Source organism: Streptomyces olivoverticillatus (genome assembly GCF_014203555.1).
Taxonomy (GTDB): Bacteria; Actinomycetota; Actinomycetes; order Streptomycetales; family Streptomycetaceae; genus Streptomyces; species Streptomyces olivoverticillatus.
Genome location: NZ_JACHJH010000007.1, coordinates 180205 through 205663, shown reverse-complemented (window position 1 = coordinate 205663; position 25459 = coordinate 180205). Strand labels below are relative to the sequence as shown.

The window sequence follows — 25459 nt, the reverse complement described above, 5'->3', positions numbered from 1 at the left end:
CACCGACCATGGCCGCACCCCCACCGCGCACCGTCATCGAGAACTGCGCCATCGCCACCGTCGACGCCGCCGGCACCGAACACGCCTCGGGCCACATCGTCATCGCGGGCAGCAGAATCGAATCCCTCGGCCCCGGGCCCGCCCCCGCACAGCCGCCCGGGGACGTCCGCCGCATCGACGGCAGCGGCCACCTGGCCACGCCCGGCCTGGTCAACACCCACCACCACTTCTACCAGTGGCTCACCCGCGGCCTCGCCCAGGACCACAGCCTCTTCGACTGGCTCGTCGCCCTCTACCCCGTCTGGGCCCGTATCGACGAGCCCATGGTCCACGCGGCCGCCCGCGGATCGCTCGCGATGATGGTGCGCGGCGGCGTCACCACCGCCATGGACCACCACTACGTCTTCCCCCGCGGCTCCGGCGACCTCCTGGGCGCCGAAATCCGCGCCGCCCGCGAACTCGGCGTCCGCTTCCACCCCACCCGCGGCTCGATGGACCTCGGCGCCTCCGACGGCGGCCTGCCCCCCGACTTCGCCGTGGAGAGCACCGAAGCCGCCCTCGCCGCCACCGAAGAGGCCATCGACACCCACCACGACCCGTCCCCCGACTCGATGCTGCGCATCGGCGTCGCGCCCTGCTCGCCCTTCTCCGTCACCACCGACCTGATGCGCGAGGCCGCCGTGCTCGCCCGCCGCAAGGGCGTACGGCTGCACACACACGGCTCGGAGACCGTGGAGGAGGAGCGCTTCTGCAAGGAGCGGTTCGGGATGGGCCCCACCGACTACTTCGAGTCCACCGGCTGGCTCGGCGACGACGTGTGGATGGCCCACTGCGTCCACATGAACGACTCCGACATCGACGCCTTCGCCCGCACCGGCACGGGCGTCGCCCACTGCCCCTCCTCCAACGCCCGGCTCGGCGCCGGCACCGCCCGCGTCCCCGCCATGCTCCGCGCGGGTGTCCCCGTCGGCCTCGGCGTCGACGGCACCGCCTCCAACGAGTCCGGCGAACTCCACACCGAGCTGCGCAACGCCCTGCTGATCCACCGGCTCTCGGGCGGCGAGAAGGCGCTGGACGTCCGCCGGGCGCTGCGGCTGGGCACGTACGGCGGCGCCCAAGTCCTCGGCCGGGCCGCGGACATCGGCTCGCTGGAGCCCGGCAAGCTCGCCGACCTCGTGCTGTGGAAGTTCGACGGGCTCGGCCACTCCACCATCGCCGACCCCGTCGCCGCCCTCGTGCTCGGCGCCCCCGCGCCCGTCACGCTCTCCCTCGTGGGCGGCCGTCCCGTGGTGGAGGAGGGCAGGCTCACGGGAGCCGACGAGGACGCCATCGCCCGCGAGGCGCGCACCGAGGCCCGGCGCCTGGCGCGCATCGCCGACGGGGGCTGATCCGGCCCGCCGGACGGCCACAGACCGCCGAGGGGGACGGCCCTCGGCCGGGCAGGACCGGGGAGCGGCCCCACGACGCGGCCGCGCCCCGGTCCGTTCTCCGCCCCACCGACAGGAGGAACCGCCGTGGCCGCAACGCCCGGGTTCACCGAGCGAGACGAACCCCCCGAGGAAGACGAACCACCCGCCGCACCCCCTGACGGCCCCCACCCCGTCGACCGCCTCCCCACGCCCGGCAGGCTCCTGGCCACCGGCTTCCAGCACGTGGCCGCCAGCTACGCCGGGGTCGTCGCCCCGCCCCTCGTCATCGGCGCGTACGTCGGGCTCTCCCCGGCCGAGCTCGCCTTCCTCGTCGGCGCGAGCCTCTTCACTGCCGGACTCGCCACGCTCCTGCAGACCGTCGGGTTCTGGAAGGTGGGCGTCCGGCTGCCGTTCGTCAACGGCGTCTCCTTCGCGGGCGTCGCCCCCATGCTCGCCATCGCCGACGCCCAGCACGACAAGCGCGACGCGCTGCCCGTCGTCCACGGCGCCGTCATGGTGGCCGGGGCGCTGGGCTTTCTGCTCGCCCCCTGGTTCTGCAAGCTCGTCCGCTTCTTCCCGCCCGTCGTCAGCGGCACGGTCATCACCCTCATCGGCCTCACCCTCCTCCCGGTCTCCTTCGGCTGGATCCAGGGCGGGCACCCCGAGCGGCCCGCGCCGCCGGTCAACCTCGCCCTCGCCGGGGCGACGCTGCTGATCGTGCTGGTCCTGCGGCGCCTGCTGAAGGGGTTCGGCCGGCAGATCGCGATCCTGCTCGGCCTGGTCGCGGGCACCCTCGTGGCGCTGCCCGCGGGAGCCGTGGACACCAGCGCCCTGCACCACGCCCACGCCGTCGGCTTCCCCACGCCCTTCCACTTCGGCCCGCCGCAGTTCACGGTGCCGGCCATCGTGTCGATGTGCGTGGTCATGCTGGTCTGCATGACCGAGAGCACCGCCGACATGCTGGCGCTCGGCGAGATCGTCGGCCGCAGGGCGGACGAGAAGGCCATCGCCGCCGGGCTGCGCGCGGACACTCTCGGATCCGCCGTCAGCCCGCTCTTCAACGGCTTCGCCAACAGCGCGTTCGCCCAGAACATCGGCCTGGTCGCCATCACCGGGGTGCGCAGCCGCTTCACGGTCGCGGCCGCCGGGCTGATGTTCGTCCTGCTCGGCCTGAGCCCGGCCTTCGCCTCGCTCATCGCCGTCGTCCCGCAGCCGGTCCTGGGCGGGGCGGGCATCGTCCTCTTCGGCACGGTCGCGGCCAGCGGCATCAACGTGCTGCTCACGGCGCGCCTGGAGCGGGGCGACAATCTGCTGATCGCCGCCACGTCCCTCGGCGTCGGCCTGATCCCGGTGGTGTCCAAGACCTTCTACGCCACCTCGGCAATCCCCGAGACCCTGAAGGTCATCCTGAACTCGGGCGTCAGCGCGGGCTGTCTGACGGCCGTTGTGCTCAACCTCGCCTTCCACCACACGGGCATCCGGCGCACCGTGCGTGGCGGCTAGGGGCAGCCACCGCAGTGGGCGAGAATCTGCACAAAAGTGCTGGAATTGTGCGGAGAGGGGTCCGCTGTGGGCCTGAAAGCCGAAGGGGAGCCCCCGGAGCAGCCTGCCGGGCCGGAGCGGCGCGGTTTCGTCTTCCCCAGCGCGCTGACCGTCCTCGCGGCCGTCACCGTCGTGGTCTGGGCCCTCGCCTTCGCCATCCCCTCGGGCGCCTACCGGCGCAATGCCGACGGCAACCCCATCGAGGGCACGTACCACCGGGAGGCGGCTCCCGGGGACTTCGTCCACCGCCTGGGCGAGCTGTTCCTCGCGCCCGTCAACGGCCTGTACGGGGTGCGGGACGCCAAGACCGGCCAGGTCGCGCCGGACGCCGTCGGCACGCTCTACGGAAGCGCCGGGGTCTTCCTCTTCGTGCTGGCCATCGGCACGTTCATCACCGTCGTCTTCGCCACCGGCGCCCTGGACCGCGGCATCGAACGGCTCGCCCACCGGCTGCGCGAGCGCGGCGCGCTGCTGATCGCCGGGATCATGACGGTCTTCTCGCTGCTCGGCACGGTCGAGGGCTTCGCCGAGGAGACGCTGGGCTTCTACGGGCTGATCGTGCCGCTGATGCTGGCGCTGGGCTACGACCGTATGGCCGCCACCGGCACGATCATCCTGGGCGCGGGCGTCGGCGTGCTCGCCTCCACCGTCAACCCCTTCGCCACCGGCGTGGCCTCCTCGGCGGCCGGGGTCTCCCTGGGCGAGGGCATCGCGCTGCGCTTCCTGATGTGGCTGGTGCTGACGGCCGTCACCATCACCTACGTCGTGCGGTACGCACACCGGGTGCGGACGGACCCCGGGCGCTCCCTGGTCGGCTTCCTGCCGGGCGACCGCGAGCTGGCCGCCGAGGCGGCCGCGGAGCCGCCCGAGCTGACGGGTCTGCAGAAGACGGTGCTGGCCACCGTGGTGCTGGTCTTCGCCTTCATGATCTTCTCCGTCATCCCCTGGGCGAGCGCTCTGACCGGCAAGGCGGATGCCACTCCGTACGGCTGGGAACTGGGCTGGTCCTTCGCGCAGTTGGCGGCGCTGTTCATCGTGGCGGCCGTGCTGGTCGGGCTGGTCGCCCGGCTGGGCGAGCAGCGGCTGAGCGCGACGGTGATCCAGGGCGCGGCGGACTTCATCGCGCCCGCGCTGGTGATCGTGCTGGCCCGCGGCGTGACCGTCATCATGAACAACGCCAAGGTCACGGACACCGTCCTGCACTCGATCGAGGGCGTGGTGTCCGGGACCCCGGCGGCGTTCTTCGGGGTCATGGTCTACGTCGTCAACCTGCCGCTGGCCTTCCTGATCCCTTCGACCTCGGGGCACGCGACGCTGGCGATGCCGATCCTCGCCCCCCTCGCCGACTTCGCGGGGGTCTCGCGCGCGGTGGTCGTCACGGCCTGGCAGTCAGCCAGCGGCTGGATGAACCTGTGGGTGCCGACGACCGCCGTCGTGATGGGCGGCGTCTCGCTGGCGAAGGTCGGCTACGACCGGTATCTGCGGTTCGTCTGGCCCCTGTTGGCCGTACTGGCGGTGCTGATCTGCGCCTTCGTCGCGATGGGCGCGGTCATGTCGTCGTAGCCGCCGCCAGGGCGGTTCAGTCCAGCAGCTCGTAGGCCGGCAGCGTCAGGAAGTCCGCGTACTCCTCGTCCAGGGCCACCTTCAGCAGGAGGTCGTGGGCCTGCCGCCAGGTGGCCGACCCGTCGTCCGCCGCGGCCAGTTCCTCCTGCGCGACCTCCCGCACCAGCGCCGCCGTCACCTTCTCCCCGGTGTCGAGGACCACCCCCGCGTTCACCCACTGCCAGAGCTGGGAGCGCGAGATCTCCGCGGTCGCCGCGTCCTCCATGAGGTTGAAGATGGCGACGGCGCCGATGCCGCGCAGCCAGGACTCGATGTACCGGATGCCGACCTGGACCGCGTTGCGCAGCCCGGCGGCCGTGGGCCGGGCGCCCAGGGTGTTCAGCGCGATGAGCTGCTCGGCCGTCACGTGGATGTCCTCGCGCAGCCGGTCCTTCTGGTGCGGGCGGTCGCCGAGGACCGCATCGAAGCAGGCCCGGGCGACGGGCACCAGGTCGGGGTGGGCGACCCAGGAGCCGTCGAAGCCGTCGCCCGCCTCGCGCGTCTTGTCGGCCCGGACCTTCTCCAGGGCGGCCTCGTTGACCTCGGGGTCCCGGCGCGAAGGGATGAACGCGGCCATCCCGCCGATGGCATGGGCCCCGCGCTTGTGGCAGGTGCGCACCAGCAGCTCCGTGTACGCGCGCATGAACGGCGCCGTCATCGTCACGGCGTTGCGGTCGGGCAGGACGAACCCGGACCCCGCGTCACGGAAGTTCTTGATGATGGAGAAGAGGTAGTCCCAGCGGCCCGCGTTGAGCCCGGAAGCGTGGTCGCGCAGCTCGTAGAGGATCTCCTCCATCTCGTAGGCGGCGGTGACGGTCTCGATGAGCACGGTGGCGCGGACCGTGCCCTGCGGCAGGCCGGCGTAGTCCTGGGCGAAGACGAAGACGTCGTTCCACAGCCGGGCTTCCAGGTGCGACTCGGTCTTGGGGAGGTAGAAGTACGGCCCCTTGCCGAGGTCGAGCAGCCGCTGGGCGTTGTGGAAGAAGTAGAGGCCGAAGTCGGCGAGGGCGCCGGGGACGGGGCGGCCGTCGACGGTGAGGTGGCGCTCGTCGAGGTGCCAGCCGCGGGGGCGCATCACGACGGTCGCGAGCTCTTCGGCGGGGCGCAGGGCGTACGTCCTGCCGCCGGAGGCGGTGAAGTCGATGCGGCGCTCGTAGGCGTCCTTCAGGTTGAGCTGGCCGCGGATGACGTTCTCCCAGGTGGGGGAGGAGGCGTCCTCGAAGTCGGCGAGCCATACGCGGGCGCCGGAGTTGAGGGCGTTGATCGTCATCTTGCGGTCGTCGGCGGGGCCGGTGATCTCCACGCGCCGGTCCTCCAGCGCGGGGGGCGCGGGCGCCACCCGCCACGCGGGGTCCTCGCGGAGGGCGGCGGTCGCGGCGGGGAAGCCGATCCTGCCGGTGCGGGCGATCTCGGCGCGGCGCTCGGCGCGCAGGGCGAGCAGTTCGTCGCGGCGCGGGGTGAACCGGCGGTGCAGGGCGGCGACGAAGGCGAGGGCCTCATCGGTCAGCACCTCCTCCTGCCGCTCGACGGGGCGGGCGACGACGGTGGGCGTGGACGGCGCGGGTGCGGACATGGGCGGGTCACACTCCTTCGGCGGGCGGTGCCCGGCGGCCGCCGGATCCCCGGCGAACGGCACGGGGTGCCGTGGCGCCCGGGACGCGGCCCGGGGCCGTACGGGGCGACGGACGCCGCTGACCAGTGGAGAATAGTTTCCTCATGGTGGAAGTTCAATGGTGTGTCGATGTCGAGAGACCCGCCCTGACCCTCGGTGCCACGGCGGCGCGCAGGGGCTGACTACCCATCGAGCAGGGGGAGATCCTCCGGGGTGTCGATGTCGTCGGGGGCGGCGATGTCCGAACACTCCACCAGGGCAACGGCGTCCGCATGCCGCCGCAGATAGCCGCGGGCACCCCGGTCGCCCTCCGCCGCCTGCGCGACGCCCTCCCAGTGCTCCCGCGCGAACAGCACCGGATGCCCGCGCTCCCCGCTGTACGCCGCCGACACCAGCCCCGCCCCGGCGCGGTGCGCCGCCAGCACCCGGGCCACCGCCGCCGCCCCGATGCGCGGCTGGTCCACCAGCATCACCAGCACCGCCGACACCTCGGGCTCCATGGCGGCGAGCGACGCGAGCCCGGCCCGCAGCGAGGAACCCATGCCGCCGGACCAGCCGGGATTGTCCACCGGCACCGCCTCCGGCACGGCCGCCAGCGCCGCCCGCACCTGAGCCGCGCCCGCCCCCAGCACCACGTGCACCGGCCCGCACCCGCCGTCGCCCAGAACGCGCACGGCGCGCTCGACGAGGGGCCTACCTCGGTACCGCAGCAGCGCCTTGGGCCGCCCCCCGAGCCGCCGCCCGCCCCCGGCCGCCAGCAGAAGGCCGGCGACCGGCGCCTGACCGGCGTCTGCGTCCGTCGCTTCCGTCATCACCCGTGCCATGGCCCCTGCATACCGCATGTACGAGCGCGCGTACGCCGAAAACGCGTTCGTCACCCGCACGGGAACATGCGGCCTGAATTTCGCTGTGCGTGTGGCGCGCCGCACGGAAAGTGGCGTTAACTGATCCGCGCGAGCGAGCGTGTGGGAGGGGGAGAGTCGTGGCGGAAGGCGCCGTAGTGGTGGAACACGAGCCCTTGGGTGTTTTCGAACGGGAGCCGGATCCCAGAGTGAGCGAGCTGAGCGCGGCCGTGGCCCGGCTGCGCCGGGCGCTGGCCGGGCACCCCGCCCTCTTACCCGACCGGGACGCCGCCGAGGACGAGCTGGCCGCGCTGGACGCGATGGCCCGCACGGGCGACCCGGACGTCTCCCGGCTGCGCAGCTCACTGCTGTTGGTGGCGGGCGCCGTCGGCTCGGTCAGCGCCCTGGCCACCGCCCTCGGAGAAGTCCGCGCGGCGGTCGACCGCTTCGGCGAGCTGCCCGGTGCGGACGAGAGCGCGGATGATGCGGAAGTGCCCCGCCCCCGAGAGGGCGCCTGACGTCGCTCGGCCTGACGCCGCTCAGGCGGAGCCCGCCGCCAGTGCCTGCGAGAGCTGCGAGGCGACCTCCTGCAGCAGCGGCACGATCCGCTCCGTGGCGGCCTCCGTGACCCGCCCCGCCGGACCCGAAATCGAAATGGCCGCCGAGGTGGGGGAGTCGGGCACCGGCACCGCCAGGCAGCGCACCCCGATCTCCTGCTCGTTGTCGTCCATCGCGAAGCCGCTCTCCCGCACCCGGGCAAGCTCCCGCAGGAAGCCGTCGGCCGTGGTGATGGTCTTGTCCGTCGCGGCGGGCATGCCCGTACGGGCCAGCAGCGCACGGACCTCGTCGTCGGGGGACTGTGCGAGCAGCGCCTTGCCGACGCCCGTGGAGTGCGGCAGCACCCGCCGCCCGACCTCGGTGAACATCCGCACCGAGTGCCGCGAGGGCACCTGGGCCACGTAGACGACCTCGTCACCGTCGAGCAGCGCCATGTTGGCGGTCTCGCCCGTCTCCTCCACCAGGCGCGCCAGATGCGGACGGGCCCAGGTGCCGAGCAGCCGGGAGGCGCTCTCGCCCAGCCGGATCAGCCGGGGGCCGAGCGCATAGCGCCGGTTGGGCTGCTGGCGTACGTACCCGCAGGCGACCAGCGTGCGCATCAGGCGGTGGATGGTGGGCAGCGGCAGCCCGCTGGCCGTGGCGAGCTCGCTCAGTCCGACTTCGCCGCCCGCGTCCGCCATGCGCTCCAGCAGGTCGAAGGCGCGCTCGAGGGACTGGACGCCTCCACTGGTCGAGGCGGTTCGGGGCTCGGCGGACGGGGGCACGGCGCTCCTTACGGGTCTGGGGTGGGAGCAGCCTACCGGCCGTCGGCGGGCCCGTACGCCGGTTTCTACTGCGTGAAATATGCCTTCCGATTCGCGAAAGGGCCTTGACGTGCACGTGGCGTGTGAGAAAACTGCGGGCAGCGCCATTCAACAGAACGTTGAAATCGCTTTCGCCCCGCAGCGGGCGGGAAGGGACGGCCGTGCCCGAGGTGGAGCTGCTGTTGCGCTCGAGACGGGTCGTGACGCCGGAGGGCGTGCGCGCCGCCTCCGTCGCCGTCGCCGGAGGCCGGATCGCGGCCCTGCTGCCGCACTCGGCGCAAGCGCCGCCCGGAGCGGCCGTGGCGGACTTCGGGGATGACGCGCTGCTCCCCGGCCTCGTCGACACGCACGTCCATGTGAACGACCCCGGCCGCACCGAGTGGGAGGGCTTCCACACCGCCACCCGCGCCGCGGCCGCCGGAGGCGTCACCACGCTCGTCGACATGCCGCTCAACAGCCTGCCGCCCACCACGACCGTGCCGAACCTGCACGTCAAACAGGCCGTGGCAGGCCCCAAGGCCCATGTGGACGTCGGCTTTTGGGGCGGCGCGCTGCCCACCAACCGGGCGGACCTTCGGCCCTTGCACGAGGCGGGGGTCTTCGGCTTCAAGGCGTTCCTCTCCCCGTCCGGCGTCGAGGAGTTCCCGCCGCTCGGACCGCGCGAACTGGAGGCCGCGGCCCGGGAGATAGCCGGTTTCGGGGGCCTGCTCATCGTGCACGCCGAGGACCCCGGCCGGCTGGACGCCGCCCCGGCGGCCGAAGGCCCGCGCTACGCGGGCTTCCTCGCCTCCCGCCCGCGCACGGCCGAGAACGAGGCCATAGACGCGCTCATCGCGCTCGCCCGGCGGCTGGAGGTGCGCATCCACATCCTGCACCTGTCGTCGGCCGACGCCCTGCCCGCGATCGCCGCGGCGAAGGCGGACGGCGTGCCGGTCACCGCCGAGACCTGCCCGCACTTCCTCACTCTCACGGCCGAGGAAGTCCCGGACGGAGCCACCGAGTTCAAGTGCTGCCCGCCCATCCGGGAAGCCGCCAACCAGGACGCGCTGTGGGCGGGGCTGGCCGCCGGGACCGTCGACTGCGTCGTCTCCGACCACTCGCCCTGCACCACCGACCTCAAGGTCCCCGACTTCGGGCGGGCCTGGGGCGGCATCTCCTCCCTCCAGCTCGGGCTGCCCGTGCTGTGGACCGAGGCCCGGCGGCGCGGGCACACCCTCCACGACGTGGCCCGCTGGACCGCCACCGCCCCGGCCGCCCTCGCGAGCCTCGGCTGCAAGGGGGCCATCGCCCCGGGCCGCGACGCCGACTTCGCCGTCCTCGCCCCCGACGAGACCTTCACCGTCGATGCGGCCGCCCTCCACCACCGCAACCCCGTCACCGCCTACGCGGGCCGGACCCTGCACGGCGTCGTACGGTCCTCCTGGCTGCGCGGCCGCAAGATCGCCGACCGGGGCACCCCCCTCGCCGGGCCCGTCGGCCGACTCCTGGAGCGTGCATGAGCACCCATGTCATATCCGGCACCCCTTCCTTCAACGGTTCCTTCACCGGCGACGCCCGCCCGTATCCCGGCGGCGACCCCTACGCCGACTACCGGACCGCCGACTTCCCCTTCACCCGCCTGCCCGATCTCGCCGACCGGCGGCTGGGCGCCGCGGTGCTCGCCGCCAACGACGAGTTCTTCGCCGAGCGCGAGAACCTGCTCACCCCCGGCCCCGCCCGCTTCGACCCGGAGGCCTTCGGGCACAAGGGCAAGATCATGGACGGCTGGGAGACCCGGCGGCGCCGCGGCGCCGACGCCTGCACCCCGCACCCCGCCGCCGAGGACCACGACTGGGCGCTGATCCGCCTCGGCGTCCCCGGCGTCGTACGGGGCGTGGTCGTCGACACCGCCCACTTCCGCGGCAACTACCCCCATGCCGTCGGCATCGAGGGCATCCGGATGCCGGGCACCCCCTCGCCCGAGGAACTGCTCGCGGACGGCGTCGCCTGGACCGTCCTCGTGCCGCGCACGCGCATCGGCGGCCACGCGGCCAACGGCTTCACCGTCGACTCCGCCGAGTGCTTCACCCACCTGCGGCTCAGCCAGTACCCCGACGGCGGCATCGCCCGGCTGCGCGTGCACGGCGAGGCCGCCCCCGACCCCGCCTGGCTCGCGGCGCTGGGCACCTTCGACCTCGCCGCGCTGGAGAACGGCGGCCACGCCGAGGACGCCTCCGACCGCTTCTACTCCTCCCCGGCCAACGGCATCCACCCCGGCCGCTCCCGCAAGATGGACGACGGCTGGGAGACCCGCCGCCGCCGCGACCGGGGCCACGACTGGGTGCGCTACCGCCTCGCCGGGCAGTCCGTGCCCCGCGCCGTCGAGATCGACACGGGCTGCTACAAGGGCAACGCCGCGGGCTGGGCCGAGCTGTGGGGCCTCGACGCCACCACCGGCGCGGACCCGGGGGACCACACCACCGGCTGGACCCCCCTGCTGCCGCGCACCCGCCTCCAGCCGGACGCGGTGCACCGCTTCACCCTGACCGGCGCTCCGGCGGCCACACACGTGAGGCTGGACATCTACCCGGACGGCGGCGTCGCCCGGCTGCGCGTCCACGGCTCGTTGACGAAGGAGGGGGAGCGGCGGCTGCGGGGCGCGTGAGCCGTCGTCAGCCCGCCAGCGTCTTCCAGAACATCAGCTCGTACTCCTGGAGCAGCCGGCCGTAGCGATGCGCCGGCGGCTCGCGCAGCCCGCCGTCCGCCAGCCCCTCCCGCACCGCGGCCAGCGCCGCCTCGCCGACCGCGGGGTCGGGCTCGGCGAAGAAGTCGAAGAAGCCGCACGCCCGGTCGTCGAAGCCGTAGTGCTCGCGCAGCGCCCGGCCGACGGCCGCGCAGTAGCCGCCCCAGGCGGCGAAGTTGGCGGTCAGCGCCACCACCACGTCCGCGGGCCCGGCGCCCAGCGCCAGCCAGGCGACGTACGCCGGATAGGCCTGGCACCCGGCCCGTGGTTCGTAGGCCTGCACCGCCTCCTCGTCCAGGCCGCAGGCCGCCGTCAGTGCACCGAGCTCCTCCAGCGCCAGGCTCTCGCCCTGGGCGAGGCCGGTGAAGAAGGCGGCAGCGGCAGGCCGGCCGTCCGACGCCCGCTCCGCCAGGTGCAGGAAGCTGCGGCGGTCGCCGTCGATGATGTGGTGCTGCTCCAGGGCGAAGGCCGCGACGGCCTCGCGGGGCGCCTCGCCGGAGGCGAGGAGCGGCACCAGAGGATTGGCTGCGGCGTCGGGTGCCAGCTGCCGGATGGCATCGGCGAGGACGTCCTCGGCGGTACGGGCCATGAGCGCCAGCGTAGCCAGCGCGCGGCTACTTCGCCCCCGCCAGATAGAAGATGAGGAAGAAGAAGGCGACGATGAAGTGGACGGCGACGAGGTAGATGAAGACCCGGACCGTCATGCCCATCGGGGCCCGGTCCTCTTCCACGAACTGCTTGGCGTTCTCGCTCACGGCATTCCCCTCCGGTTCGCCGCGGCGTCGCCCAGGCACAGCCCGGCCGCGCCGCTCTGCATCAATGTGTGGATGAACAGCAGGTCCGCCCCTCCCGCCGACACGGCCGCGATGCGGTGCGGGGTGAGGGAGTCGAAGTGGGCGGCGTCGCCGGGGCCGAGCAGATGGGAGCTCTCGCCCAGCGTGAGCCGCAACCGGCCGTCCGTGACGTACAGCCACTCCTCGCCCGGGTGCACGCGGACCAGTTCCTCCTGGCCGCCGCGCCCCGGCGGTACGTGCAGCCGCAGCGCCTGCATGGCCCGGCCCGACGCCCCGGCCTGCCAGTACGTCCAGCCGCCCGCCTCCTGGGCCTCCATCCGGTCCGCCCGCACGATGGGATCGCGTTCGGCGGGCACCTCGCCCAGCAGGTCGGATACCGTGGTTCCGTAGATGCGCGCCAGGGCCAGCAGCATCGGCAGCGACGGCGTGCGGCGGCCGGTCTCCAGCCGCGACAGGTGCGCGGGCGACAGCCCGGCCCGGGCCGCAGCGGCCTCCAGCGTCAGCCCGCTGCTCCTGCGCAGGGCGCGCAGCTGCGGGGCCATCGAGGGCAGTTCGGTCTCCGGGCCGGCGGCCGCGGGCCCGGATTCTTCGGGTGGCGACGTCATGCTTCCGGTATAGGCCGCTGCATGCCTCTCGGGCAAGAAAATTGCCTCTGAGGCAAAGAACCGGTTCTCCGAGATTCCGGTACCGGCGAGGTTTGGATCACCGCACCCCCTTCTCACCTGGGTAAACGTCAGGGAAACATTAAGGTTTAGCGTTGACATGACAGGTGCATGCCTTGTCATGCTGGGGTCATGACAACCCCCCATCGTCTGGTGCGCTTCGGCGCGCTCGCTGCCCTGGCCTCGACGCTCCTGCTCGGCACCCCCGCCGTGGCCGCCACCCACGCCACCGCCGCGCCCGCCGCCGTGCGGACGGTCAACCTGGAGTCCACCGGTAGCGTCTGCTACTCGGAGCTGCCCTCGCAGGCCCACGACACGCTGACCCTCATCGACCAGGGCGGCCCCTTCCCGTACTCGCGGGACGGGATCGTCTTCACCAACCGTGAAGGCGCCCTGCCGCAGCAGTCGCGCAGCTACTACCACGAGTACACGGTCATCACCCCGGGCGCGCCGACCCGCGGCACCCGCCGGATCATCGCCGGCCAGGGGGACCACGAGGACTACTACACCGCCGACCACTACCAGACCTTCGACAAGGTCGACTTCGGCTGCTGAACCGTCCGCTGACCGGCTGCCGGTCGCTGTGACCACCGTGAGTCCCGCCGTCCTCCGCGACGGCGGGACTTCCTTCTTTTGTGTCGGGGGAGGGCGCTCCGCCGCACAACCGGGCCGATTGTCAGTGGCTCCCGTTAACGTTTCCGGATAAGGACGTTCGGGGAGGCACTCGGTGATGTCAGTGGCATCGATGATCAAGTCGCTCCGCTCCGGGGGCGCCGCTTTCGCCGCCCGCCACCCCGCGCCCGAGCCCCATACGTTCTCAAGTGCCCTCGGGCGCCGGGGCCTTGCCCGCACGCGGCGCCGCGCACCGCTGAGGGCGCCGGGCGGCCCTCGCGCACACCGTGGGCGTACGGACGACACCGCTGACACCGCACACCGAGAAGGGCGGCGAACTGCCGTGTACCGCTGGGAGATCACCCGAGCCGCGCTGGCGCAGCGCATCGTGGCCCTCGTCCGTGGCGACAGCTACGACCAGGCCACGGTGACGGCCGGCACCCTGCTCTCCGCCGGGATCACGACCCTGGAGATATCCCTCACCACACCCTTCGCCCTGGAGGCGATCGCCACCTTGACCCGCGAGGTCGGCGAGGAGGCGGTCATCGGGGCGGGCGCGGTGCTCGACGGGCCGTCCGCGCGGATGGCGGTCGAAGCCGGGGCGCGCTTCCTGGCCTCGCCCGGCCTGGACCCCGCCGTGATCCGCACCGGCCACCGCTACGGCGTCCCCGTCTTCCCGGGCGTCGCCACCCCGGCCGAGATCCTCCGCGCCCTGGAGCTGGGGGCGGACGCGCTCAAACTCTTCCCCGCCGCCGCCCGGCATCCGGACTGGGTCGGCGAGATCCGGGCGGAGCTGCCGCAGGCGGCGCTGGTGCCCAGCGGCGGCATCAGCGTCGACAGCGCCCCCGACTGGATCGCAGCCGGGGCCGTGGCCTGCGGCATGGGTGCCGAACTCTCCGACGGCGACCGCGATTCGGTCGCCAAGCGGGCCGGTGAGCTGCTCGGCCGCCTGGCGGACGCGGAGCCGCACGGCGGGTAGCGGGCGCGGTGCCCGGCACGCTCGTACCGCGGCCCGCGCCGGGGGCATCCGGAGTATTTCATTCCGTTGGACACCGGTCGGCACCGTCCCATTACTGTGTGAACTTCGAACACTTGGGGGGTATGACCATGGGGACCACAGCAGGCGCACCGGACGGGATCCGTGAGGCGGACGGCATCGTCGATCTGGCCGCCATGGGCGGGGAGTTCGCCCGCGACCCGTACAACGTCTACGCCACGCTGCGCGAGCGGGGCCCGGTGCACCGGGTGCGGATGCCCGAAGGCGCCGTGTGCTGGCTGGTCGTGGGCCACGAGGAAGTGCGCGCCGCGCTCACCGACCCCCGGCTGGCTAAGGACTGGCAGAACGCCGCGGAGGGCTTCGGGCTCGCGCCCATCGCCTCCGGCCCGCACATGCTGATCGTCGACCAGCCGCAGCACACGCGGCTGCGCAAGCTCGTCACCAAGGAGTTCACCCCGCGCCGCGTGGAGTCGATGGCGCCGCGGGTGCAGCAGATGACCGACGACCTGCTCGACGCGATGCTGGCGAGCCCCGGCCGCCGTGCCGACCTCGTCGAAGCCCTGTCCTTCCCGCTGCCCATGAGCGTCATCTGCGAGCTGCTGGGCGTGCCGGACCTCGACCAGGAGGCGTTCCGCGACTGGTCCAACACGGCCGTCGGCTCCGCCCCGCCGCAGGAGAAGATGACCGCGGCCACGGAGGTGGCCGCCTACCTCGCCGAGCTGGTCGCCGCCAAGCGGGAGCGCCCCGGCGACGACCTGCTCAGCGCCCTCATTCGCACCACCGACGAGGACGGCGACAGGCTCTCGCCCGAAGAGCTGCTGGGCATGGCCTGGATCCTCCTGGTCGCGGGCCATGAGACCACCGTGAACCTGATATCCAACGGCGTGCTGGCGCTGCTGCGCCACCCGGAGCAACTGGCCGCCCTCCGTGCGGACTTCGGGCTGCTCGACAACGCGGTGGAGGAGATGCTGCGCTACGACGGTCCGGTCGAGACCTCCACGTACCGCTTCACCACCGAGCCGGTGGAGATCGGCGGCACCGTGGTGCCCGGTGGCGGAGAGCTGGTGCTGGTCGCCCTCTCGGACGCCGACCGCGACCCGGCGCGCTTCGCCGAGCCCGACCGCTTCGACATCCGCCGTGACGCCCGCGGGCACGTCGCCTTCGGGCACGGCATCCACTACTGCCTGGGCGCACCGCTGGCCCGGCTGGAGGCGAAGATCGCGATCCGCTCGCTGCTGGAGCGGTGCCCCGGTCTCGCACTGGACGCGCACCCCGACTCGCTGACCTGGCGGGAGGGGCTCCTGATCCGCGGCCCGCACCGGCTCCCGGTCCGCTTCTAGCAAAGTCTTCGAGGCGGTTCCATGTCCGGACAATCGAACCTCCGGACTTCCCGTCATCTGGTCGCGGGGCTACGCTCCCTTCGTGGCGACGCACCAACCCCTCCAGTTCACCCTCGACCGCAGCAGTCCGGTCCCGCTCTACTTCCAGCTGTCCCAGCAGCTCGAAGCCGCCATCGAGCGGGGTGAGCTCGCCCCCGGCAGCCTGCTCGGCAACGAGATCGACCTGGCCGGGCGGCTGGGGCTGTCCCGGCCCACCGTGCGGCAGGCCATCCAGTCGCTCGTCGACAAGGGGCTGCTCGTGCGCCGCCGCGGCGTGGGCACGCAGGTCGTGCACAGCCAGATCAAGCGCCCGCTGGAGCTGAGCAGCCTCTACGACGACCTGGAGACGGCGGGCCAGAAGCCCGCCACCCGGGTGCTGCGCCATGTCGTCGAGCCCGCCACCGCGCCCGTCGCCGCCGCCCTGGGAATCGCCGAGGGCGCCGACGTCGTGCTCGTCGAGCGGCTGCGCCTCTCGCACGGCGAACCCATGGCCCACCTGCGCAACCACCTCCCGGTCGGCCTCCTGGACCTGGAGGGCGACGTGCTCTCGCAGACCGGCCTCTACCGGCTGATGCGCATGGCCGGCATCACCCTGCACAGCGCCCGTCAGGCCGTCGGCGCCCGCGCGGCCACCGCCGCGGAGGGCGAGCTGCTGGCGGAGCCGGAGGGCGCGCCGCTGCTGACGATGGAGCGGACGACCTTCGACGACACGGGGCGCGCGGTGGAGCTCGGCTCCCACCTCTACCGGGCCTCGCGCTACTCCTTCGACTTCCAGCTGCTGGCGCGCCCCTGAGCCTCGCAGAAGTGGCCCCACAGAAGTAAGAATGTTCGGACAAAGTCTTGACGGAGTGTGGTGTCCGCCACTAGAACTCCCCCCACATGACAGCAGCCCTCAGCCGTACCGCCGACGCCCCGGCCGACAGCGGTGACGGATGGTGACGGATACTTGGGCGGTTGGGCCCGCTGGACCGGGTCCGGTCGCACCGTGAAAGACAGCGAGAAGGGCAAGTCCTCGTGGCAAGGGTTCGGACAGGCGTACGTGCGGTGAGCGCCGTGCTGGCAGCGGTGCTCGGCGCCACACTGGCGGGGTGCAGCAGCACGGGCGGCAAGCGCGCCGAGGAGCGGGCCGCCAAGGCCGCCCAGGGTCGCGCGGCGGTCGACACCCCCCGGTGGACCTTCGCGATGGTCACCCACTCGGGCGATGGCGACAACTTCTGGGACATCGTCCAGAAGGGCGCCAAGCAGGCGGCCGTCAAGGACAACATCAACTTCCTCTATGCGCACGACGCCGAGGGGAACAAGCAGGCGCAGAGCGTCCAGGCCATGATCGACCAGAAGGTCGACGGCCTGATCGTCACGCTCGCCAAGCCCGACGCCATGAAGGACGTCGTGGCGAAGGCCACGAAGGCCGGCATCCCGGTGATCACGGTGAACTCGGGCTCCGACAAGTCCAAGGAGTTCGGCGCCCTCACCCACATCGGCCAGGACGAGGTCATCGCCGGCGAGGCCGTCGGCGAGCAGCTCAACAAGCGCGGCAAGAAGAAGGCCGTCTGCGTCCTCCACGAGCAGGGCAACGTCGGTCACGAGCAGCGCTGCGAGGGCGTGAAGAAGACCTTCAAGGGCGATGTGCAGAACCTCTACGTCGAGGGCACCAACATGCCCGGCGTGCAGTCGTCGATCGAGGCCAAGCTCCAGTCCGACAAGGACATCGACGCCGTCGTCACCCTCGGTGCCCCCTTCGCGCCCACGGCCGTGAAGGCCGCCGATCAGGCCGGCAGCAAGGCCGAGGTCGACACCTTCGACCTCAACGCCGCGGTCGCGGAGGAACTCCAGAAGGGCACCCTGGGCTTCGCCGTCGACCAGGACCCCTACCTCCAGGGCTACGAGGCCGTGGACCTGCTCTGGCTCTACCACTACAACCGCGACATGCTCGGCGGCGGCCGCCCGGTCCTCACCGGCCCGCAGATCGTCACCAAGGACGACGCCAAGACACTCGCCGAATACGCCAAGCGGGGGACCCGATGACCGCCACCGCCCCGGAGGCCGACGAGCGGCTGGTCGGCCAGGGCCATGTGCGCCGCCTGCTCGGCCGCCCCGAGCTGGGCGCGGTCGTCGGCGCGGCCGCCGTCTTCGTCTTCTTCTCCGTCGTCGCGGAGCCCTTCCTGCAGGCGTCCAGCCTCTCCACCGTCCTGTACGCGTCCTCGACGATCGGCATCATGGCCGTCCCGGTGGCCCTGCTGATGATCGGCGGCGAGTTCGACCTCTCCGCCGGCGTCATGGTCACGACCTCGGCGCTGGTCTCGTCGATGTTCAGCTACCAGATGACGGCCAACGTCTGGGTCGGCGTCGGCGTCTCGCTCCTCGTCACCCTGGCCGTCGGCTTCTTCAACGGCTTCATGCTCACCCGCACCAAGCTGCCCAGCTTCATCATCACGCTGGGTACGTTCCTGATGCTGACGGGCCTCAACCTGGGCTTCACCAAGCTCATCAGCGGCACGGTCTCCACCAAGACCATCGGTGACATGGAGGGCTTCGACTCCGCCCGGACCCTCTTCGCCTCCCACCTCACGATCGGCGGCGTCGACCTCCAGGTCACCATCCTGTGGTGGCTCGGCCTCGTCGCCCTCGCCACCTGGATCCTGCTGCGCACCCGCGCCGGCAACTGGATCTTCGCGGTGGGCGGCGGCGCGGACGCGGCCCGGGCGGTGGGCGTCCCGGTCAACAAGACCAAGATCGGCCTCTATATGGCCGTCGCCTTCTGCGCCTGGATCTCCGGCCAGCACCTGCTGATGTCGTACGACGTCGTGCAGTCCGGCGAGGGCGTCGGCAACGAATTCCTCTACATCATCGCGGCGGTCATCGGCGGCTGCCTGATGACCGGCGGCTACGGCTCGGCGATCGGCTCGGCGGTCGGCGCCTTCATCTTCGGCATGACCAGCAAGGGCATCGTCTACGCCCAGTGGAACCCGGACTGGTTCAAGTTCTTCCTGGGCGCGATGCTGCTCCTGGCGACCCTGCTGAACGCATGGGTCCGCAAGCGCGCGGAGGCGAGCAAGTGAACGACGACGCGGCGAACGACGACGCGGCACTGGTCAGGCTGACCGACGTCAGCAAGTTCTACGGGAACATCCGCGCCCTCGAAGGGGTCTCCCTGGAGGTCCACGCGGGCGAGATCACCTGTGTGCTCGGCGACAACGGCGCGGGCAAGTCCACCCTCATCAAGATCATTGCGGGCCTGCACCAGCACGACGCGGGCACCTTCGCGATCGACGGCGAGGAGACGCGGCTCGCCTCCCCCCGCGAGGCCCTGGACCGCGGCATCGCCACGGTCTACCAGGACCTGGCGGTCGTCCCGCTCATGCCGGTCTGGCGGAACTTCTTCCTCGGCTCGGAGCCGACGACCGGCGCGGGGCCCTTCAAGCGCCTCGACGTGCGGAAGATGCGCGAGACGACCCGGGCGGAGCTGCTGCGCATGGGGATCGACCTGCGCGACGTCGACCAGCCCATCGGCACGCTGTCCGGCGGCGAGCGCCAGTGCGTGGCGATCGCCCGCGCGGTGTACTTCGGGGCGAAGGTCCTGGTCCTCGACGAGCCCACGGCCGCGCTCGGCGTCAAGCAGTCTGGCGTCGTGCTCAAGTACGTCGCCGCGGCCCGCGACGCCGGTCTCGGCGTGGTCTTGATCACGCACAATCCGCACCATGCGTATCTGGTCGGTGACCGATTCGTACTGCTCAAGCGCGGGGCGATGGCGGGCAGCCACGCAAAGTCCGAGATCGCGCTGGACGAGCTGACCCGGCAGATGGCCGGTGGCTCGGAGCTCGACCAGCTCAGCCACGAGCTGGAACGGGCCACCTCCGGCGAGGGATGACGGGTACGGGCCGGGCCGGGGGCCCGGCCCACCGTTGTGCAGGGCGACCCGCCCGTGAGGCACAATCGGCCAGGACCGTATCCACCGAGGCCCGGCCTCACGAGACCAGCGCAGGGGCAACGACCGGGATGAGCATGTACCGCGAGCGTGTCTACCGGAGCTCGGCCAGAGCGACCGTCCTGCGCACGGTCGGCCCGCGCGAGCGCCGCTCGCACCTCACGGCTCCCCGTGTCCCCACCGTCGGCATCGACATCGGCGGCACGAAGGTCATGGCCGGGGTCGTCGACGCCGACGGCAACATCCTCGAGAAGCTCCGCACCGAGACCCCGGACAAGTCCAAGAGCCCCAAGGTCGTCGAGGACACCATCGTCGAGCTGGTCCTGGACCTCTCCGACCGCCACGATGTGCACGCCGTCGGCATCGGCGCCGCCGGCTGGGTCGACGCCGAGCGCAACCGTGTCCTGTTCGCCCCCCACCTGTCCTGGCGCAACGAACCGCTGCGCGACCGCCTCGCGGGCCGCCTCGCTGTCCCCGTCATGGTCGACAACGACGCCAACACCGCCGCCTGGGCCGAGTGGCGCTTCGGAGCCGGCCGCGGCGAGGACCACCTGGTCATGATCACCCTCGGCACCGGCATCGGCGGCGCCATCCTGGAGGACGGCCAGGTCAAGCGGGGCAAGTTCGGCGTCGCGGGCGAGTTCGGCCATATGCAGGTCGTCCCCGGCGGCCACCGCTGCCCCTGCGGCAACCGCGGCTGCTGGGAGCAGTACAGCTCCGGCAACGCCCTCGTCCGCGAGGCCCGTGAGCTGGCGGCGGCCGAGTCGCCCGTCGCGTACGGGATCATCGACCGCGTCGGCGGCAACGTCCACGAGATCACCGGCCCGCTGATCACCGAGCTGGCCCGCGCGGGCGACGCCATGTGCGTCGAGCTCCTGCAGGACATCGGCCAGTGGCTGGGCGTCGGCATCGCCAACCTCGCCGCCGCCCTCGACCCCTCCTGCTTCGTCATCGGCGGCGGCGTCAGCGCCGCCGACGACCTGCTCATCGGCCCCGCCCGGGACGCCTTCCGCCGCCACCTCACCGGCCGCGGCTACCGCCCGGAGGCCCGGATCGTCAAGGCCCAGCTGGGCCCGGAGGCCGGCATGGTGGGCGCCGCGGACCTGGCCCGGCTCGTCGCCCGCCGCTTCCGCCGCGCCAACCGCCGTCGCGTCGAGCGCTACGAGAAGTACGCACAGGCGGGCCGCGGGTGATCACCATGGAGCATCCCGAGCAGACGGCCGTGCCCGAAGAACCGCAGGCGGCCCCGGTCCGCCGCCGCTGGCTCAAGGCCGTCATCGTCTTCCTGCTGATCACCATCCCGGCGGGCTACCTCTACATCTCCGCGATGCAGAGCCGCGGCGGCGGCGAGGACAAGCAGGAGCAGGCTGCCTCCGGGGGCCTGGAGGCGGGCTGGCCGGACCGGCTGCAGCGGCGCATCTACGAGGTGACGGTGCCGCCCTACGCCGAGGACGTCGCCCACTACGAGACCAACTCGTGGAAGGCGAGCTCGCTGTACCTGCAGTTCACCACCACTCGCGAGAAGTTCGACAAGTGGCTGAACGACGTGGGCGCGGGCGCCTCCGAGCTCAAGGACGGCGATGTGACCATCGACGACGACGAGGCGTCGGAGGTGGGCTGGAAGTTCGCCCACGGTCACCACTGGGCGGGCGTGGTCCGTGATCAGGACAAGCCCAAGCCCTCCCTGGAGATCACAGCAAACCTGGACGATCCGGACCACCCCCGGGTGTTCGTCGTCTCGACGACCACCCCCTGAAACGAACGTCCGCACCCGGCGGATAGCGTGGCGCCCGACGAGGCCCCGCCGGAATGCTCGGCGGGCAGGTCGGTGATGGTGCAGACGGTCTCACTGGACCACTTCTTCGCCTGTACGGCGGCCTCTGCGCCGGCGGACCGCGGAATGCACGAAGACCCGGCTGCCGTCAGGGCGTCTTGCGCCGCGCAGGCACTTGCCGTCCACCGCGATCGCCCGGCCTCTTGGGCGCACCGGATCGGCCTGGGCGGCAGCCCGGTGGGCCCGGCGCTGTTCATGCTCCTGGCCGCCGTCGGGCATCAGCGGCGCGGGAGATGCGCGCTCGTCGGGGAGCAGGGACTTCAGGCAGGCGAACCCGGCCGCGCCGAGCTCGGCCGGATCGAGGGCGCCCCGGCACGTTGCGCAGGGTCTTCTCGCTCGGCACCCGGTGGCGGCCCAGGAGCGGGTGGCAGGGCAGGCCGAGGGCGGCCAGTCCCTCGGGCGTTGCGCGCCGGCACCACTCCGCTGCCGCGGTGATCGAGTCGTGGCCCGCGGGTGTCATCGGGCAAGCCGGCAAACGTCGGGACCCTGCATCCGACCCGGGGCGATTCACTGTGCGGCTGTTCCGGTCACACGCCCGGCGACCTGCGCAGACGCAAAATCATTTCGCTTTGCAACAGCCCTGGGGGGAGAGGTCGGAGCAGCTGACGGATACCCTTCGCACTGGCGCTCCTGAAGCCGTTCCTCGAATTCCTGTGCAGCTGACACCAGTCGGTACGGTTCGAGCCGACGCCGGAAGGCACCCAGATACTCTGCGCAAATGTTCGAGCGTAGTCCGCAGAGCAGGTCAATCGCCTTCACCGCGGTGTGGCATGCCTGTTCCACCTCACGCGCGGAGACCTGGGCGGTGGCGAGCAACAGTATGTCGATGGCACGCCGCCGCACCCGGGTTTCCGGATGCCCGGCCAGCGCACGCTCGGCCCACTCCGCGGCAGGTTTCGGCTGCGCCAGGTCGTGATGGCAGTGCGCCAACTCATCGGCCAGATACGCTTTGTCGAAGTGGGAGATCCATTCCGGATCCTCCTCCTTGTTCGCCTCTGCCAGCGTCTTCACCGCCTTCTCGGCGGCCAGTTGACATGCCCGAGCGTCTCCGAGCAGCGCGTGCCCGCGCGCCTCGGCCGCATAGAACAGCGACCGGGAGGTGGCGGTGACATGCCCACGTGCTCCTTCCTGGGCGACCTTCGCCAGCTGGACGATCTCCCGGGGGCTCCCGAGGAACGCAACGAGATGGCTTATTCCGGCTGCCAGCACGTAGCCGCCGTAGGCCCGGTCGTCGGCAGCCTGCGCGAGGCGCAGGGCCTGGATGTAGTAGCGCTGGGCCAGTCCAAGCCGACCGATGTCGACCGCCATGTATCCCGCCAGCTCCGTCAACTGCGCTGCTGCTGCGTAAAGTTGACGCCCCGTCGTCCTACTGTAAAAGCCCGCGAGCAGCACGGAGACAACGCTGTCGAGGTAGTGCACGACGACCGGTCGGATATGGCCGCTGCCGAACCGGTGATCGAGCTCTGCCATGGCCCGGGTCGCGCTCCTGACGGCCGTCACGTCCGCTGCGCCCACCCGTGGCCCGCTGTTGCGGGTGATCAGCGGGTCCGGCTCGCTGATCAGCCAGTCGCGGCTGGGCTCGACGAGCGCGGAGGCCGGTCGCGTCGCGCCACTCACCAGACCGCGCTCGGCAGCGTCGTTACGCCATAGCTCGCATACCTGCTCCAGGGCCTCCTGTGCGGTGGATGCGAAGTGCAGTCCGACATCGGAACCCGGGTTGGCGCTTCCCATACCGATTTCCTCGACCGACACCGTACGGCCGAGCTTGCGGCTCAGCGCCTCCGCGACGATCTCGGGGGTCTGGCCTCGCGGTTGCTGGCCACGAATCCAACGCCCGACGGAAGTTTTGTCGTACCGCAGATCGAGTCCGTGCTCGGCCCCGAACAGGTTGATGCGGCGGGCCAATCCGGCATTGGAAACTCCCGCTTCCTGCATCAGTTCCTGAAGACGTTCGTTCGGGTGGCGTGTAACAAGTAGTCGGGCCGCCATAATTGTTTCCTCCTCAAGCAGTCTCCATTACCGTCAAGCCACTTGTTTGTGTGTCGATGCGCGGCTTTGCCAATATTATTCCGACATACACTGGCGAAATATGCAAAACTCTTCAAATTTTACCTGGCTTTCAGGCCCGACCTGGTCACGGAGTGTCAGGATTCCTGACTGTTGACTTTGCGCTCGCGCGCTCACCGCCAGCTGCCCCGCGCGGCCCACCTGGGTCAACTCGATTCCGCTTCAGAAACTCGTGGCACTATCGGATTATCGAGACACCGTTGGATCGCCGCCGTCACGGTCCGGGATTGTGCCTGCCCTCTACGACAAAGCGCCGACGGCCGGGGCGCAACGGTCGCGACGAGGGGCTGGTGGCGACCTCAACGGCCCTGGCCGTCGGCTGTCCTTGTCCGAACGGGAAGCCGGCGGTTACTGTCCTGGCCTGAACCCGTGCCGGGCGCTTCGGGCCAGGGGAACCGTGGCCCATACCGTGCAGTCGCCCTCCGCCCCGAAGTGCCGTCCCCACCCTCGGGCCGATCCTGCGACAAGTGCGAGTCCGCGGCCGTGGTCGTTGGCGTCCTTGGCGCGGTTCGCCCAGGGGATGGACCATGTTCCGCCCTGGTTGCGGACTTCCAGGTGGAGCAAGTCGCCCGACCTCCACATCCGGCATGTGACGCGGGGGCTCCGAGTGTGCTGAATGGCGTTGGTGAGCAACTCCGACAGCACCAGTTGGACGGCGTACCGCCGGTCCTCGTCCCGGATCCGCTGGGCATCCAGCCAGAGCAACGCAAGCCGTCGACAGACGGGGACGGTTCGGGTCAGCGGAGGTGTGCTGAACACGAGAGGGGCCCCCGGCGGCCGTTGACGCAGCCGGGCCAGCGCCTCCTCGGCGTCGGGCCAGTCGGTGATCTGTTGGGCCGTGAGCTCGATCTCGTCGGCGTGCGTGGTGATGGGCATCATGGGGACCTCTCCTGTACTGACCGCTTCTCCGGCGGGCCGAGGCGGGGATGACGGCGCCGACGGCCCGCCGGAGAAGGAGTTGTGCGCTACCTCAGTTGAGGCAGCCTGGGACCAGAGTCGGGCTGCCGGAGCAGTTGCTCGGAAGGTTGTTGAGCACTCCGGTGAGCAGCAGGGAGACAGTGCCGCCGTCGTTCCGGATGCCACCCGGGACGGTGCTGGACTTGTTGTCCGTCACGGCGTCCAGCGCCAGCTTCACCGTGCCGCCGACGGTGGCGATGCCACCCCCGGAGGAGGTCGTCCCGGTGGCCGAGTTGGAGCCGAGACTGGACAGGTCACCGGTGATGTTGCCGCCGTTGTTGAGGATGCCGCCCCCGTTGCCGCCCGTGGTGGTGTTGCCGTCGACGCTGCTCGCACGCAGGTTGGCGGTGGCGGCCGCGATGCTGTTGAAGAGGCCGCCGCCGCCCGTGGCCGCCGTGTTGCCGGTGATGCGGCTGGCGGTGGCGTTGAGTGTGCCGGTGTTGGCGATGCCGCCGCCGCTGCCGCCGGCGACGTTCTTCGTGATCTGGGCGGCGTTGAGCGTGAGTGTGCCGGCGTTGGTGATGGCGCCGCCGTCGCCGGTGGCAGTGCCGCCGGTGAGGGTGACGGTCCCGAGGGTGAGCTGGCCGCCCGGGGCGACGTCGAAGATGCGGAAGAGTTGGGTGGCTGTGGTACTGCGGGTGATGGTGGCGCCGAGTCCGTCGATGTGGATGTCCCCGGTGATCTGCGGCAGGCCGAGTTCAGCGGGTACCGAAACCGGGCTGGTGAGGGAGTAGGTGCAGCCGTTGGTCAGCATCAGGTCGCCGCTGCCGGCCGTGTTGGCGTTCGTGATCGCGGTGACCAGGTCCGTGACGGAGCAGGGGACGACCACGGGCTGCGCCGACGCCGGCGTTGCCGTCACGAGTGCCGTTGCGACCAGGCCCACCGACCCGAAGGCGGCGGCCAGCTGGAATTTCCTGCGAGGGTTCATGACCTCTCCTGTCGCACGCAAAATTACGTGGCTCCAGCGAGACTCGTCTTCCTCTTTTCCGGATATCTTGCGCATTCTTCCGAGAATCGAGGTGATGGCCTACTTGGCCTTTCTGTCTCGCTTTATCTCATTGAAGCAAGGCAGTCATTCGTTCGGAAGTCGCAAGCGAGACGCGCTAGTTGGAGAGAGATGCTCCGCAGGAGCGAAAGAATAT

24 protein-coding genes are annotated in these 25459 nt (G+C 71.5%); 15 read left to right on the top strand and 9 right to left on the bottom strand.

Annotation, left to right across the window (positions count from 1 at the left end):
* The first annotated feature begins 8 nt into the window (after window positions 1–8).
* From FHS39_RS22620 to FHS39_RS22610, 3 genes are all read left to right on the top strand, one after another.
* Entirely contained in the window at window positions 9–1388 is a 1380-nt protein-coding gene (locus FHS39_RS22620; RefSeq protein ID WP_184351257.1) for an 8-oxoguanine deaminase, read from the top strand.
* A 126-nt stretch (window positions 1389–1514) separates the two neighbouring features.
* On the top strand, window positions 1515–2912 hold the full coding sequence (locus tag FHS39_RS22615) for a solute carrier family 23 protein (RefSeq protein WP_184351256.1): 1398 nt from the start codon (window positions 1515–1517) through the stop codon (window positions 2910–2912).
* Between the two features lie 72 nt (window positions 2913–2984).
* Complete coding sequence (locus FHS39_RS22610; RefSeq protein WP_221463124.1) at window positions 2985–4514, top strand: YfcC family protein; 1530 nt, start codon at window positions 2985–2987, stop codon at window positions 4512–4514.
* A 16-nt stretch (window positions 4515–4530) separates the two neighbouring features.
* Here the strand turns inward: FHS39_RS22610 and aceB are convergent, their stop codons facing one another.
* Both aceB and FHS39_RS22600 read right to left on the bottom strand, forming a co-directional pair.
* Window positions 4531–6126 (bottom strand): malate synthase A, encoded by a 1596-nt coding sequence (aceB, locus tag FHS39_RS22605; protein WP_184351254.1) that lies wholly within the window; start codon window positions 6124–6126, stop codon window positions 4531–4533.
* Between the two features lie 221 nt (window positions 6127–6347).
* Entirely contained in the window at window positions 6348–6989 is a 642-nt protein-coding gene (locus tag FHS39_RS22600) for a nucleotidyltransferase family protein (protein ID WP_246470409.1), read from the bottom strand.
* Between the two features lie 158 nt (window positions 6990–7147).
* Between FHS39_RS22600 and FHS39_RS22595 the strand changes: the two genes are divergently transcribed.
* Entirely contained in the window at window positions 7148–7525 is a 378-nt protein-coding gene (locus tag FHS39_RS22595) for a DUF5955 family protein (RefSeq protein ID WP_184351253.1), read from the top strand.
* Window positions 7526–7546: 21 nt separating this feature from the next.
* On the opposite strand, the gene FHS39_RS22590 is transcribed toward FHS39_RS22595, so the two are convergent.
* Entirely contained in the window at window positions 7547–8329 is a 783-nt protein-coding gene (locus tag FHS39_RS22590) for an IclR family transcriptional regulator domain-containing protein (RefSeq protein WP_184351252.1), read from the bottom strand.
* 200 nt (window positions 8330–8529) lie between these two features.
* On the opposite strand from FHS39_RS22590, the gene allB reads away from it, so the two are divergent.
* Window positions 8530–9867 (top strand): allantoinase AllB, encoded by a 1338-nt coding sequence (gene allB / locus FHS39_RS22585; protein ID WP_184351251.1) that lies wholly within the window; start codon window positions 8530–8532, stop codon window positions 9865–9867.
* The gene (gene alc / locus FHS39_RS22580; RefSeq protein WP_184351250.1) at window positions 9864–11012 is read left to right on the top strand and encodes an allantoicase; all 1149 of its coding nucleotides are present in this window, start codon (window positions 9864–9866) and stop codon (window positions 11010–11012) included. The genes allB and alc overlap by 4 nt, the downstream gene beginning before the upstream one ends.
* A gap of 7 nt (window positions 11013–11019) precedes the next feature.
* Here alc and FHS39_RS22575 read toward each other — a convergent pair whose 3' ends face one another.
* Genes FHS39_RS22575 through FHS39_RS22565 form a run of 3 tightly spaced genes read right to left on the bottom strand, consistent with a single transcriptional unit; the run spans window position 11020 to window position 12489 of the window.
* A complete protein-coding gene (locus FHS39_RS22575) occupies window positions 11020–11679 on the bottom strand; it encodes a thiaminase II/PqqC family protein (protein ID WP_184351249.1) in 660 nt (219 codons plus the stop codon).
* A 25-nt stretch (window positions 11680–11704) separates the two neighbouring features.
* On the bottom strand, window positions 11705–11845 hold the full coding sequence (locus FHS39_RS22570; protein WP_158705859.1) for a DUF6126 family protein: 141 nt from the start codon (window positions 11843–11845) through the stop codon (window positions 11705–11707).
* Window positions 11842–12489 (bottom strand): helix-turn-helix domain-containing protein, encoded by a 648-nt coding sequence (locus tag FHS39_RS22565; RefSeq protein ID WP_045932723.1) that lies wholly within the window; start codon window positions 12487–12489, stop codon window positions 11842–11844. The genes FHS39_RS22570 and FHS39_RS22565 overlap by 4 nt, the downstream gene beginning before the upstream one ends.
* A gap of 189 nt (window positions 12490–12678) precedes the next feature.
* Between FHS39_RS22565 and FHS39_RS22560 the strand changes: the two genes are divergently transcribed.
* The 9 genes from FHS39_RS22560 to FHS39_RS22520 all read left to right on the top strand — a co-directional run bounded on the left by FHS39_RS22560 (window position 12679) and on the right by FHS39_RS22520 (window position 21215).
* Window positions 12679–13101: a guanyl-specific ribonuclease gene (locus FHS39_RS22560; protein WP_184351248.1), complete on the top strand. Its 423-nt coding sequence runs from the start codon at window positions 12679–12681 to the stop codon at window positions 13099–13101.
* Between the two features lie 400 nt (window positions 13102–13501).
* Window positions 13502–14137: a bifunctional 4-hydroxy-2-oxoglutarate aldolase/2-dehydro-3-deoxy-phosphogluconate aldolase gene (locus FHS39_RS22555; protein ID WP_184351247.1), complete on the top strand. Its 636-nt coding sequence runs from the start codon at window positions 13502–13504 to the stop codon at window positions 14135–14137.
* Window positions 14138–14265: 128 nt separating this feature from the next.
* Window positions 14266–15495 carry a cytochrome P450 family protein gene (locus tag FHS39_RS22550; RefSeq protein ID WP_184351246.1) on the top strand — a complete coding sequence of 410 codons (1230 nt, stop codon included), beginning with the start codon at window positions 14266–14268 and terminating at the stop codon, window positions 15493–15495.
* 82 nt (window positions 15496–15577) lie between these two features.
* The gene (locus FHS39_RS22545; RefSeq protein WP_184351245.1) at window positions 15578–16327 is read left to right on the top strand and encodes a UTRA domain-containing protein; all 750 of its coding nucleotides are present in this window, start codon (window positions 15578–15580) and stop codon (window positions 16325–16327) included.
* A gap of 221 nt (window positions 16328–16548) precedes the next feature.
* The gene (locus tag FHS39_RS22540) at window positions 16549–17559 is read left to right on the top strand and encodes a sugar ABC transporter substrate-binding protein (protein WP_484600450.1); all 1011 of its coding nucleotides are present in this window, start codon (window positions 16549–16551) and stop codon (window positions 17557–17559) included.
* Window positions 17556–18593 carry an ABC transporter permease gene (locus FHS39_RS22535; protein WP_045932718.1) on the top strand — a complete coding sequence of 346 codons (1038 nt, stop codon included), beginning with the start codon at window positions 17556–17558 and terminating at the stop codon, window positions 18591–18593. The genes FHS39_RS22540 and FHS39_RS22535 overlap by 4 nt, the downstream gene beginning before the upstream one ends.
* A complete protein-coding gene (locus FHS39_RS22530) occupies window positions 18560–19402 on the top strand; it encodes an ATP-binding cassette domain-containing protein (protein WP_045932717.1) in 843 nt (280 codons plus the stop codon). Before FHS39_RS22535 ends, FHS39_RS22530 begins: the two co-directional genes overlap by 34 nt.
* 128 nt (window positions 19403–19530) lie before the next feature.
* Complete coding sequence (locus FHS39_RS22525) at window positions 19531–20652, top strand: ROK family glucokinase (RefSeq protein WP_045932716.1); 1122 nt, start codon at window positions 19531–19533, stop codon at window positions 20650–20652.
* 5 nt (window positions 20653–20657) lie between these two features.
* Window positions 20658–21215: a hypothetical protein gene (locus tag FHS39_RS22520; RefSeq protein ID WP_045932733.1), complete on the top strand. Its 558-nt coding sequence runs from the start codon at window positions 20658–20660 to the stop codon at window positions 21213–21215.
* A gap of 585 nt (window positions 21216–21800) precedes the next feature.
* On the opposite strand, the gene FHS39_RS22510 is transcribed toward FHS39_RS22520, so the two are convergent.
* The 3 genes from FHS39_RS22510 to FHS39_RS22500 all read right to left on the bottom strand — a co-directional run bounded on the left by FHS39_RS22510 (window position 21801) and on the right by FHS39_RS22500 (window position 25245).
* A complete protein-coding gene (locus tag FHS39_RS22510; RefSeq protein ID WP_246470408.1) occupies window positions 21801–23282 on the bottom strand; it encodes an NsdA family TPR-like regulatory protein in 1482 nt (493 codons plus the stop codon).
* Window positions 23283–23708: 426 nt separating this feature from the next.
* Window positions 23709–24239 carry an ATP-binding protein gene (locus FHS39_RS22505; protein WP_246470407.1) on the bottom strand — a complete coding sequence of 177 codons (531 nt, stop codon included), beginning with the start codon at window positions 24237–24239 and terminating at the stop codon, window positions 23709–23711.
* Between the two features lie 91 nt (window positions 24240–24330).
* Window positions 24331–25245: a hypothetical protein gene (locus FHS39_RS22500; RefSeq protein WP_184351244.1), complete on the bottom strand. Its 915-nt coding sequence runs from the start codon at window positions 25243–25245 to the stop codon at window positions 24331–24333.
* Between the last annotated feature and the right edge of the window lie 214 nt (window positions 25246–25459).

Bases quoted from the DNA above. Each gene is read 5' to 3' on its own strand.
- FHS39_RS22620 (WP_184351257.1), top strand. From the start codon at position 9: ATGGCCGCACCCCCACCGCGCACCGTCATCGAGAACTGCGCCATCGCC.
- aceB (WP_184351254.1), bottom strand. From the start codon at position 6,126: ATGTCCGCACCCGCGCCGTCCACGCCCACCGTCGTCGCCCGCCCCGTC.
- FHS39_RS22600 (WP_246470409.1), bottom strand. From the start codon at position 6,989: ATGGCACGGGTGATGACGGAAGCGACGGACGCAGACGCCGGTCAGGCG.
- alc (WP_184351250.1), top strand. From the start codon at position 9,864: ATGAGCACCCATGTCATATCCGGCACCCCTTCCTTCAACGGTTCCTTC.
- FHS39_RS22575 (WP_184351249.1), bottom strand. From the start codon at position 11,679: ATGGCCCGTACCGCCGAGGACGTCCTCGCCGATGCCATCCGGCAGCTG.
- FHS39_RS22565 (WP_045932723.1), bottom strand. From the start codon at position 12,489: ATGACGTCGCCACCCGAAGAATCCGGGCCCGCGGCCGCCGGCCCGGAG.
- FHS39_RS22560 (WP_184351248.1), top strand. From the start codon at position 12,679: ATGACAACCCCCCATCGTCTGGTGCGCTTCGGCGCGCTCGCTGCCCTG.
- FHS39_RS22550 (WP_184351246.1), top strand. From the start codon at position 14,266: ATGGGGACCACAGCAGGCGCACCGGACGGGATCCGTGAGGCGGACGGC.
- FHS39_RS22535 (WP_045932718.1), top strand. From the start codon at position 17,556: ATGACCGCCACCGCCCCGGAGGCCGACGAGCGGCTGGTCGGCCAGGGC.
- FHS39_RS22530 (WP_045932717.1), top strand. From the start codon at position 18,560: ATGGGTCCGCAAGCGCGCGGAGGCGAGCAAGTGAACGACGACGCGGCG.
- FHS39_RS22525 (WP_045932716.1), top strand. From the start codon at position 19,531: ATGAGCATGTACCGCGAGCGTGTCTACCGGAGCTCGGCCAGAGCGACC.
- FHS39_RS22520 (WP_045932733.1), top strand. From the start codon at position 20,658: ATGGAGCATCCCGAGCAGACGGCCGTGCCCGAAGAACCGCAGGCGGCC.
- FHS39_RS22510 (WP_246470408.1), bottom strand. From the start codon at position 23,282: ATGGCGGCCCGACTACTTGTTACACGCCACCCGAACGAACGTCTTCAG.
- FHS39_RS22505 (WP_246470407.1), bottom strand. From the start codon at position 24,239: ATGATGCCCATCACCACGCACGCCGACGAGATCGAGCTCACGGCCCAA.
- FHS39_RS22500 (WP_184351244.1), bottom strand. From the start codon at position 25,245: ATGAACCCTCGCAGGAAATTCCAGCTGGCCGCCGCCTTCGGGTCGGTG.